This window comes from Brevibacillus fortis, assembly GCF_046196545.1.
Classification (GTDB): domain Bacteria; phylum Bacillota; class Bacilli; order Brevibacillales; family Brevibacillaceae; genus Brevibacillus; species Brevibacillus fortis_A.
The window spans coordinates 1134775-1145000 of sequence record NZ_CP176370.1 but is presented as its reverse complement, the minus strand read 5'-3'; the positions used below and the strand labels follow the sequence as shown (position 1 = coordinate 1145000).

Below are 10226 nucleotides of genomic sequence, written 5' to 3'. Positions count from 1 at the left end.
CCCCCTACTCCCGAGGCGGTTAAAACGCGATACCAGTTTTCCTTTTTGCCAAGAACGTCGACAACCTCTCCTGACGACAGTTCTGCTACAATCGGGGTTCGGTGAGAAGCACCGGTACGGACTATTTGTTTTTCCTCGGCAGCGATCACTTTCGCTTGCTGGATTTCGTAGCCCTCTTTTTCGACGACCAGGACACCCGTATCTGCTTTTCGCTCAAAAGAATAAGGATACAGCTTTTCCAAAGGATCCAACGGGACATAGCGTGTGCCGTCGACCTCTTTCACTGGAACGCGTAAATCCACAGGTTTTTTGTTCAGATAGGCGACAATTTCTCCACTCTCCATCCGAAGCACCTTATCCTTCGTCGTGACGATAACGGAACGTGTAGGTTCATCCCAAAAAATCGCAGGATCAATGTTTTCTTTAATGAAATCAAAGGGCAGCAATATTTGCTCTGATTCCAATAAATACGTAGACTCTTTCCGCGAGCCTTCGTATACAATCACATTCTTCTCACCATCATACGGCTGCACATGCTCAGTTGAGGCACGGAGCACAAAAAACCAGTAAATGCTGCCGAAAATGGCTAACAAGAGAAAGCTTAACAAAAACAGCGTGCGAAAAACCCGTCGTTTTCTTCGTCTTGGTCGTAGAGCTCTACCCGACTCCCTACTCATAATCTCCACCTGCTTCCCGGTACATAAGCCTGTCTTCTGACTTGGGCTGTATGATTTGACTCATTATTTCGATCATAGCGTTGGTTCAATCCATTCACAACCTTTTGTATTCTGGTAATTCACGGACAAGCTTCCTACCAAGAAGAAGACGTACGAGAAGCCAAAAGGTTACAGATATCGACAGAAAGGGTTATGTCCTCCAAAAGCAAACACCCCCTGCATCACCGGGATTATCCGATTCAAGCAGGAGGTGCTCATCCATCCAATACATTCTTAGTGGGGATTCTTTTGACAGGAATCACAAACGCCATAAACTTCCATACGATGTCCGGTTACTTTGAAGCCGATGTCTTTGGAAGCAGCTACTTCCGCATCCCGCAAATACGGAAAGTGGAAGTCCCTAATTGCACCACAGGTGGAACAGATTGCGTGATAATGATCTTCTTCCACATTGGCATCGAATCGGCTGGACGCATCCCCGTAAGTGAGCTCTGTAACCAATCCAGCATCTTTAAAGACTCGTAGATTGTTGTAAATCGTTGCAACGCTCATATTCGGGAATTTGCCTTCAAGGGCTTTATATATTTCGTCAGCCGTCGGGTGAGTCATCGTTTCCAGCAAATAGGTCAAAATTGCATGGCGCTGAGGTGTCATGCGAACCCCGGTATTCTTCAGGATTTCAACAGCTTTCTCCACACGTTGTACCATCTTGTTACACCCCACAGTCTTTCGCAAGACAAAAGAACAAGCTTCTCTAATGTCATTGATTAGAATTACTATAAATAAGTGTACGTCTAGTCGGCGAAAACTGTCAATATCCATTCATCCGATTCGAACAGAAAGAAGTGGAAAATCAAGTTTTTTACTTTGCTTTTGCGGGCTTTTTGGTTGCAGGTTTTTTTACTTTTTTGGCTTCCGCCTGCGCAAACTTACACATGGATTGAAGTGTACAGCTACCACACTGTGGATTGCGCGACGAACATACACGTCTGCCGTGCCAGATTAGCCAATGATGCGCATCCGTCCACTTCTCTTTTGGAATGCGCTTCATGAGCTGACGCTCCACTTCGTCCACATTGTCGCTATTCGCAAGGCCTAACCGGTTTCCGACGCGGAATACATGCGTATCCACCGCGATTGCAGGAATCCCGAATGCATTGGACAAAACGACATTTGCCGTCTTTCTCCCTACCCCTGGCAATGCTTCCAGCTCGGCATGCGTTTGTGGAACTTCGCTATTGTATTTTTCGTACAAGATTCTACAGGTCTCTAAAATGTTTTTACTCTTATTCTTATACAACCCGAGCCCTTTTATATGCTCTTCCATTTCTTCCTGTGTCAAATGAAGGTAATGCTCCGGCTGGTTTAGCTGCTGGAACATGGGTGCCGTAATCTCATTCACCCGTTTATCTGTACATTGGGCAGAAAGAATGGTCGCAATGAGAAGTTCAAACGGGGTTGTATAATTCAATTCACAGTGCGCATCCGGATAAAGCTGCTGCAAATTATCCAAAATGTCGGCAACAGGTACTTTGCGTTGTGCCATAAATATATCCCCCTTTTCCCTACATTATACCGCCTTGGTCAACACAGCGATCGATAGCACGGCAGGCTATACGTGTTGTACAATGAGTCTGGAAGTATTTTACGGGAGGAGGTTTTCCATGAAAGTATTCCTGACTGGTGCCACAGGGTTTGTTGGACGGGGTATACTCGAGCGCTTGCAGGCAGAAGGATATGAGACGGTTTGCCTCACCAGAGCTGGTTCAACAGGTAAGCTTCCCTACAACGAAACCACCCATGCGCATATGACAGAAGCAACTGGCGATCTATTTGATAAAGAATCATTGATGAGAGCGATGCAAGGCTGCGATGCTGTCATCCACCTCGTCGGAATTATTCGCGAACAAGCGGGGAAAGGCATTCTCTTTTCTCGTATCCATGTAGAGGGCACAAAAAATGTACTGGAGGCCGCCAAGCAAGCTGGAATCAAGCGCTTTGTCCATATGAGTGCTCTTGGTGCACGCGAAAACGCCACGAGCGCCTATCACCGAACCAAATACGAAGCGGAGCAGCTTGTTCAAGCAAGCGGTATTCCGTACGTCATTTTCCGTCCATCTGTTATTTTTGGTCCTGGGGATGAATTCGTGAACATGCTCGCCGATCTGGTTCGGTTACCTGTCACACCGGTCATTGGCGATGGCTCCTACCCTTTGCAGCCAGTTGCTCGCAAGACGGTGGCCGATGTATTCGTCCAAGCCTTGAGCAGACCCGAATCAACCAATCAAACCTACGAAACAGGTGGGCCCGAACCACTCTCCTACGGGCAAATCCTAGATACGATTGGCGAAGCTATCGGAAAGCGGAAGGTCAATAAATTTCACATTCCCCTTGCTTTAATGAAGCCTGTGGTGAATATCATGGAGAGATTCCCATTTTTCCCGATTACAAACACACAGCTCACTATGCTGCTAGAGGGAAACGCATGTAAGGACGGAAAGCTTCTCTACGATACTTTTCACACAGAGAAAATCCACTTTCTCCCGGGAATCACCACTTACCTGCGTACAAAATAAAAAGTTGAAGCCCCCTGCTTGATCCCAGGGGGCTTTTGCCTATTCGTGCAGCGTTTTCTCAACTGCACTTGTCTCTTTATTTAAATGACGAGCCACAACGAAAAGATAATCAGACAGACGGTTGAGATATTTAACCACGGACGGGTTTACCTGCTCCTGCTGCGCCACATGGACTGCTTTGCGCTCTGCACGTCTGACGACCGTACGCGAAACATGGAAGGCAGCCGCAGCCGGATGTCCGCCAGGCAAAATAAAATTGGTGAGCGGAGGCAACTTTGCATCTAGCATGTCAATTTGCTCTTCCAGAAAAGTAACGTCCTCTTCTGCAATGGGCCAACCTACCTTTTTGCCTTCTGGCGTCGCCAGCTCAGCCCCTACATGGAATAGCTTTGTCTGAATGACATGGAAGACATCCTGCAATTCCTTCCATTCTTCTGTCGCAGGCAACAGGGACAGTGCCAATCCAATCTGCGAGTTGGCTTCATCGCACGTACCGTATGCCTCTACACGGTCCGCAAACTTAGGCACGCGGACACCTGCAACCAGTGACGTCTCACCTTTATCCCCTGACTTTGTATAAATCTTCATTCCGTATCCCCTCCACAGGTTCCGTTTACAAAGCTTCTGCGACCAGAATCAATTCTGAGCTATTTGCATCAAAAGGTGTCTTTGCAAAAGAACCGTATCGTTGTGTGACCTTCAAACCGTTTAAGCGAAGCAGATGATGGAGCTCCGCGGGGAAAATATAGCGGAGAGTAAATCGGCCCCTCACCCGTTCCGTCACAACTCCCTGTGCATCCGTACGCTCGTAAATGCGTGTCACTTCGGACAGTTGCTGAAAATGGTCATAACGGGTGTAATCCCACATCGCAACCTCTTCCCCCGACGGGAGTGGATAGGTGCCACGCAAGGACATTTTTTCATTTTCCTCGTAAAAATGATGAATCTTGGGTACAAACACGTTCATGATGAACTTCCCGCCTGGAGCCAGATGCTTGCGAATGCACGTCAATGCCTTCATTTGCTCTTGAACATGCAAAAGGTGCAAAAACGACCGAAAAGGAATCATAATGAGCGAAAATGACTCCTGTAGATCAAAGGAGCGCATATCCCCCTGCAATAGCTTAAGGCCGGACGTCACACCTTGTTCCTCTGCTTTTGCCTGAGCCCTTGCCAGCATATCCTGGGATAGGTCAATTCCGGTAACGTCGATGCCAGCCTGCGTCATCGGAATGCTGATTCTTCCGGTGCCGCAAGCGAGATCCAGCACTTTTCCCCCTGCCAGCTTGGCTTGTTCCAGATAGAACTCAACATCACCAGGAACACCGCGTTGAGTGAGATCATAGTAGTCAGCCCATTGATACATATTGCTCATCTGGTCCTCCTATGCTTGCATTTCTTCTGATTGAAGGTAGGCCATAACGAGCTTTGCCGTGTTGTCGAGCGCTTCTTTATGTGTACGTTCATGAGAGTGGGATGCATCTACTCCCGGTCCGATCAAACCATGGACAACGTCATATCCAGCTCTCAGCGCAGCACTTGCGTCAGAACCATAATAGGGATAAATGTCCACTTGGTAGTTCAGACCGTTCGCTTGTGCGAGCTTTGTCAGATGGCTGCGCAATCCGTAGTGGTAAGGTCCAGTGGAATCCTTCGCACAAATAGACACGCAATACTCATCTGTCGTCTGTCCGTCCCCAATCGCCCCCATGTCGACAGCCAGGTACTCCACCACGTTGTCAGGGATGCTGGAGTTGCCGCCGTAGCCGATCTCTTCATTATTGCTGATAAAAAAGTGCGTGGTGTAAGGCAGCTTCAAGCCGGATTCACTCAGTTCTTTCAGAACCCCCAGCAGCACAGCTACGCTTGCTTTGTCGTCGATATGACGGGACTTGATAAAGCCGCTATCCGTTACCGTCACGCGCGGATCAAAGGAGACGAAATCTCCGACGGAAATTCCAAGCGCAAGTACCTGCTCTTTGTTTGTGACCTTTTCATCCAGTCGAACTTCCACGTTCGCCTCATTGCGCTCAGCTTTCCCCGCTTCTGAGCTGTATACATGCACGGAAGCTTTGGTGGACAAAATGGTACCGGTTACAAGACGACCGCTGCTTGTCTCTATAACGCAGTGCTCCCCTTCAATCGCATTGAATGCAAAGCCGCCGATCAAGGTCAGCTTCAAGCGCCCATTGCTCTTTATTTCTTTTACCATCGCTCCCAGCGTATCGACGTGAGCTGTCAGGAGTCTTGCCTTTTCGTTAGTGGTTCCCGCTACTGTAGCAACGATTGCCCCTTTGTTTGTCCGTCTATAGGAAACACCAAGCTTTTCTAACTCTTGTGCAACCCAGCCCATTACTTTTTCCGTATTGCCAGATGGACTTGGGATGTTCGCCAATTGGCAAAAGCTTTGTACAACATATTCCGTGGATACACTCATCTGTATGTTCCTCCATTCGCCCATTGCGAAATAACGTTAGGATTGAAGTTCTTCCTTAATAAATTGAAGCACTTCCTGTACATGCCCTTTGACCTTTACTTTTGGCCATACTTTTGCAATGTTGCCTTCTTTGTCAATGACGAACGTCGTGCGTTCTATGCCCATGTACTCTCGTCCGTACATTTTTTTCAACACCCACACACCATAAGCCTCTGCCACTTGGTGATCCGGATCTGCCAAAAGTGGAAATGGCAATTCGTGCTTCGCGATAAATTTGTCATGCGATTTCACAGAATCCGGACTGATTCCGAGAACAACTGTATTCAGCTCAGCAAAGCCCGAATGGAAGTCACGAAAGTCGCATGCTTCTGTGGTACATGTCGGCGTTTGGTCCTTCGGATAAAAATATAGTACTACATTTTGTCCATGAAATTGGGAAAGTGAGAGGGTCTGATTATTGCTCGCCTGCAAAGTAAATGCAGGTGCAGCTTGTCCTACTGCCGTCAAACTTTTCCCTCCTCTCGATAATATCCTGTTTTCGCTGGTCCCATTTTACCACAATCTAGTAGTCACTTCATCCGCATACAAGTTGCGCTTTGATGCAGAAAAGGATAGAATAAAAAAAAATAAAATTTGGCCTAGTCAGTTGGATGGTGAATTCGCATGAAAGAGTTTTTTGAAGTAACAGATCCAGAAGCGCTAAAATCGCTTGCTATAGCGGAGCGGGTTAAAATTTTGGAACTCTTTGAAGATTTGGAGCCCAGAACGGCCAAACAAATCGCTACAGAACTAGGCGAAAATGCTGCACGGCTACATTACCATGTGAAGGAGCTCGTGCGTGTTGGGCTGCTCGAGCAAGTGGATACCCGGGTAAAAGGCTCTATTGTGGAGAAATATTATGAGCCTGTTGCCAAGGTCATTCAGGTCAAGCTCCAATTGATGATTGAAGAAAACGCTCAACAATTAAGTGATGTCATGTTTACGCCGTTTCGTACTACGGAAAAGGACCTCATGCGAACTCTCAATCGCTTCGTCGCAAGCGACCAAGATGTTCGGAAAGAATACCAAAATACGTTCGCTTTTAATTTGACCGAATTTTATTTGAGTCAAGATGAACGTAATCAATTTGTGGAAGACATCTCTGAGCTGTTGCAAAAGTACAAAGGGTTCAAATCGGAATCTGGCCGTCGAAAATTCAAGTTTTTCGACATCCTGTTCCCATTGACTCCAGCTGATCCAACAGATGATGCAGATGATCCTTTTGATGATTCGGATGAGTAAGTCACCAAGAAAACCATCAGATACGATGGTTTTCTTTCATTTTCTAATCAAAGGAGGACTCCAATGCGGACGATCTTGTTTGATTTTGACGGCACAGTTGCCGATACCCTTCCCTTAATCTTCACCGCTTTTCGCTCTACCTTTCAGCAGTTTTTACAAGAGCATTATACCGACGAGCAGATTGTAGCTCTCTTTGGCCCCACAGAGACAGGCATTTTGCAAAACAAGCTTCCCCCACATACTCATGACAACGCCCTCGCCCATTTTTATCGTGTATACACAGATGAACACTCCCGTGTACAAAACCCGGAAAATATCCGAAGCATGCTCGACGAACTTCACACAGCAGGTATCCAAATGGGAATCGTAACAGGAAAAGGGCGAAAAAGTGCTGACATCTCCCTTCGAGAATGGGGATTAGATTCGTATTTTTCCGTCGTGATCACAGGGGATGAGGTCACACATCCAAAGCCTCATCCAGAAGGTATTTTTACCGCTATGAACCAGCTAGGCGCTACGCCTGCGGAAACCATTTTCGTAGGTGACAGTGATGCTGACGTGTTGGCAGGTCGAGCCGCTGGTTTACAAACAGTCGGTGTGGATTGGCTTTTAGTTACACAAAAGTCGGGAAAATTCGATCCCGAACCTGACTACCACTTTACGGATGTGCAAGCTTTTACCGATTGGATACTCGGACGCTAGATGAAAAAAGGGTGTGCCCTGCCGCCAAAGCGTGGACACACCCTTTTTTTGATTAATACGCCCGTCCGAACCAGACGCTATGCTGTGACTCTTTACCGCAGCAAATGCAGGCTTTCTTTTGTACAAGAGGCTCAAATGGAATGTTGCGAGAAGTGAACTTGGTTTCCTCTTTGACCTTCGATTCACAAGCATCATCCCCACACCAGCCAGCTAACACCCATCCGCTCGTTTTGTTTTCACTCTCGTTTTTTGCAATATGAGCGGATAGCTGCTCCAGTGTATCAATCCCCAAATGTGAGTTCTCATCCCGGAAGGCTAGTGCTTTTTGGAACATGTTTTGCTGAATCTCTTCCAACAGTTGAAAGATTGTCTGCGCGATACCTTCAAGTGGAACCGTCACCTTTTCCCCTGTATCACGACGAGCCAGAATTACTTGACCATTTTCCACGTCACGCGGACCGAGCTCCAGACGCAGAGGAACCCCGCGCATTTCCCATTCATTGAACTTCCAGCCTGGTGTTTCTTCGCGAAGATCAGCACGGACACGCACTCCTGCGGCCTTGATCTCGTCAAAGAGTGGATCAAACGCCTCCATCACCTTCTCGCGCAGCTTCATCGGACCGACTGGGATCATAATTACCTGTGTCGGAGCCATGCGAGGCGGCAACACGAGACCGCGGTCATCGCCATGCACCATGATCATCGAACCGATCAGCCGCGTAGAGGTGCCCCACGATGTGGTGTGAACGTACTTGAACTGATTGTCACGATCCAAAAACTTGATTTCAAAGCCGCGCGCGAATTTATCGCCCAAATAGTGCGAGGTGCCCGCTTGTACTGCTTTGCCATCCTTCATCATCGCTTCAATGGAATACGTGTCGACTGCACCAGCAAAGCGTTCACTTGGTGTTTTTTGTCCCTTCCAAACCGGAATGGCCAGCTCCTGCTCGACGACCTCTCGGTAAATCTCCAGCATTTGCATCGTTTCCTGACGAGCTTCCTCCTCTGTCGCATGTGCGGTATGGCCTTCCTGCCAGAGGAATTCCGATGTCCGCAAGAACGGCATCGTCCGCTTTTCCCAACGAAAAACGTTTGCCCATTGGTTGATTAAGACAGGCAGGTCGCGGTAGCTCTGAATCCATTGGCTATACATATGTCCGATGATCGTCTCGGAGGTTGGACGCAGCGCGAGCTTTTCCTCTAGTGGTTCGCCCCCAGCCTCTGTTACCCAAGGCAGCTCTGGATTGAAGCCCTCGATATGCTCTTTTTCTTTTTGAAAGAAGGACTCGGGGATCAGCATCGGGAAATAGGCATTGCGATGCCCTGTCTCTTTGAAGCGCTTATTCATTGCCTCTTGAATTTGCTCCCATAGCTCAAAGCCATCTGGCTTGAACACGATGCAGCCGCGTACCGGTGTGTAGTCCATCAAATCCGCCTTTTTAATAGCATCGATGTACCAACGCGAAAAATCCTCCGATTGCGGTGTAATTTCTTTTACAAACGCTTTGTCTTCTTTCATCCGTCTACGCTCCTTTTTGTTCTTACGTAAAATGCAAAAAATCCCCCATCCCAAAAAGGGACGGAGGATCAACTTCCGCGGTACCACCCTGATTGACTACAGCATACGCCATAGTCCTCTCGATAACCCGATAACGGTGGGCATCCGGCTAAGCTCTTCACCAGCGGCTTCAGGATGGGGTGCAGTTATCCTTTACGTATCAGCCTTCCAGACTAGGGCCGACTCTCTGTCACGGGGGAATAGCTGCGGGTCCTTTCATAGCCTTTTGTGACTATCTATTAACTAAACATATTAGCGAGTCACATCGTGGTTGTCAATTGTTGGTACGCGCAGCGATTCTGGAGCCGAGCTTCACGTAAATAGGATACGCAACCACTGAAATCATAACACCTTTGAAGAGATTGAATGGAACGATTCCGTACAGAACCAATGACCAAATGCTTGTCGCATTGAACATGGTCAAGAGCTGTTCAATCGGCATTTGATAAAGCACAGCGTACGCAGGCAACAATACATAAGCATTTGCCACAGCCATGACAATCGTCATCAAAATCGTTCCCAGAGCGAGACCAGTCAGGAAGCCTTTTTTGCCCTGGCCGAGACGCTGCATGTAGACTGCCGCAAAAATAAAGCTTGATCCTGCTACAACGTTTGCGAGCTCTCCGATCAACAGACCATCTGTATTTTTGAAGAGCATGTGCAATGTATTTTTCAGTACCTCGATAATAACGCCGGCTACAGGTCCGTACATGAGTCCTCCGATCAATGCCGGGAGTGTACTGAAGTCGAGCTTCAAAAAGCTTGGCATCAGCGGAACAGGAACCTCGAGATACTGCAGAATAAATGCAACGGCCGCCAGCATGGGAATCGTAACCAGCTTTTGGGTTGCACGTGTGCGCGAAGAATGCAGCGCTGTTTCTTTCATGTTTACCATCTCCTCATTTTTCTACTCCTTCTTGAGGAATGGCAACAGTCGTTGTAAGCTCACACGTCTTGTTACACAAACAGAATAAACCCTGTGGCTATAAGTTCCA

12 protein-coding genes (1 of these 12 running past the window's edge) are annotated in these 10226 nt (G+C 47.7%); 3 read left to right on the top strand and 9 right to left on the bottom strand.

Annotated features, from left to right (window positions below; all coding sequences use genetic code 11):
• From ACKKE8_RS06045 to nth, 3 genes are all read right to left on the bottom strand, one after another.
• Positions 1-677: the start of a glycosyl hydrolase family 18 protein gene (locus tag ACKKE8_RS06045; RefSeq protein WP_409177373.1), read on the bottom strand. It extends 1057 nt beyond the left edge of the window; 677 of the gene's 1734 nt are visible here — the first part of the coding sequence; its start codon is at positions 675-677; its stop codon lies off the left edge, out of view.
• Positions 678-950: 273 nt separating this feature from the next.
• Positions 951-1385, bottom strand: coding sequence for a peroxide-responsive transcriptional repressor PerR (gene perR / locus ACKKE8_RS06040; RefSeq protein WP_017250178.1), 435 nt, complete (start codon positions 1383-1385; stop codon positions 951-953).
• A gap of 154 nt (positions 1386-1539) precedes the next feature.
• Positions 1540-2223, bottom strand: a complete 684-nt coding sequence (gene nth / locus ACKKE8_RS06035; protein ID WP_409177372.1) for an endonuclease III — start codon at positions 2221-2223, stop codon at positions 1540-1542.
• 118 nt (positions 2224-2341) lie between these two features.
• Here nth and ACKKE8_RS06030 point away from each other — a divergent pair, with 118 nt between their 5' ends.
• Positions 2342-3253: a complex I NDUFA9 subunit family protein gene (locus ACKKE8_RS06030; protein ID WP_409177371.1), complete on the top strand. Its 912-nt coding sequence runs from the start codon at positions 2342-2344 to the stop codon at positions 3251-3253.
• Positions 3254-3292: 39 nt separating this feature from the next.
• On the opposite strand, the gene ACKKE8_RS06025 is transcribed toward ACKKE8_RS06030, so the two are convergent.
• From ACKKE8_RS06025 to bcp, 4 genes are read right to left on the bottom strand one after another with little or no spacing between them, the layout of a single operon-like run.
• Positions 3293-3841, bottom strand: coding sequence for a cob(I)yrinic acid a,c-diamide adenosyltransferase (locus tag ACKKE8_RS06025; protein ID WP_409177370.1), 549 nt, complete (start codon positions 3839-3841; stop codon positions 3293-3295).
• A gap of 25 nt (positions 3842-3866) precedes the next feature.
• A complete protein-coding gene (locus tag ACKKE8_RS06020; RefSeq protein WP_409177369.1) occupies positions 3867-4628 on the bottom strand; it encodes a class I SAM-dependent methyltransferase in 762 nt (253 codons plus the stop codon).
• A 9-nt stretch (positions 4629-4637) separates the two neighbouring features.
• Positions 4638-5690, bottom strand: a complete 1053-nt coding sequence (locus ACKKE8_RS06015) for a M42 family metallopeptidase (RefSeq protein WP_409177368.1) — start codon at positions 5688-5690, stop codon at positions 4638-4640.
• 36 nt (positions 5691-5726) lie between these two features.
• On the bottom strand, positions 5727-6197 hold the full coding sequence (gene bcp, locus ACKKE8_RS06010; protein WP_221869233.1) for a thioredoxin-dependent thiol peroxidase: 471 nt from the start codon (positions 6195-6197) through the stop codon (positions 5727-5729).
• A 156-nt stretch (positions 6198-6353) separates the two neighbouring features.
• On the opposite strand from bcp, the gene ACKKE8_RS06005 reads away from it, so the two are divergent.
• Together ACKKE8_RS06005 and ACKKE8_RS06000 are read left to right on the top strand one after the other, a co-directional pair.
• Positions 6354-6971 carry a helix-turn-helix domain-containing protein gene (locus tag ACKKE8_RS06005; protein ID WP_409177367.1) on the top strand — a complete coding sequence of 206 codons (618 nt, stop codon included), beginning with the start codon at positions 6354-6356 and terminating at the stop codon, positions 6969-6971.
• Between the two features lie 63 nt (positions 6972-7034).
• Positions 7035-7673 carry an HAD family hydrolase gene (locus ACKKE8_RS06000; RefSeq protein WP_409177366.1) on the top strand — a complete coding sequence of 213 codons (639 nt, stop codon included), beginning with the start codon at positions 7035-7037 and terminating at the stop codon, positions 7671-7673.
• Positions 7674-7725: 52 nt separating this feature from the next.
• Here the strand turns inward: ACKKE8_RS06000 and proS are convergent, their stop codons facing one another.
• Positions 7726-9192, bottom strand: a complete 1467-nt coding sequence (proS, locus tag ACKKE8_RS05995) for a proline--tRNA ligase (protein WP_409177365.1) — start codon at positions 9190-9192, stop codon at positions 7726-7728.
• A 313-nt stretch (positions 9193-9505) separates the two neighbouring features.
• Complete coding sequence (locus ACKKE8_RS05990) at positions 9506-10117, bottom strand: ECF transporter S component (protein ID WP_007729829.1); 612 nt, start codon at positions 10115-10117, stop codon at positions 9506-9508.
• Between the last annotated feature and the right edge of the window lie 109 nt (positions 10118-10226).